This is a genomic window from Oleiphilus sp. HI0067 (genome assembly GCF_001635735.1).
Map to the genome: position 1 here is coordinate 1 of NZ_LWFI01000586.1, position 328 is coordinate 328.

1 protein-coding gene is annotated in these 328 nt (G+C 50.0%); it reads left to right on the forward strand.

All coding sequences use genetic code 11. The features are described from left to right. A partial coding sequence (locus A3739_RS29555) for a hypothetical protein (protein WP_197472137.1) occupies positions 1-328 on the forward strand: 328 nt, incomplete at both ends.

The window sequence follows — 328 nt, forward strand, 5'->3', positions numbered from 1 at the left end:
TCCGTTGCATGACAGTACTGACTTTACGTTGGATGTCATGGTGACGCATCAGGATGAAGATCCAGATAGTGGTGTGATTACGGAAGCGAGTAGCACCGCACAATATCATGTTTCAGTTATCCCAGTGGCGGATGTCCCAACGTTACAAGCGAACGACATTAGCGGAAATGAAGATGAACCGATTAGCCTGGATATAACGGCGGATCTTGTCGATCTAGATGGTTCTGAGTCGATTACTGCGGTGCGTTTCGAGGGTGTTCCGGAGGGCGCGCAGCTCTCAACGGGTGCCGATCAGGGTAGTGGTGTTTGGATCGTGAATATTGACGAT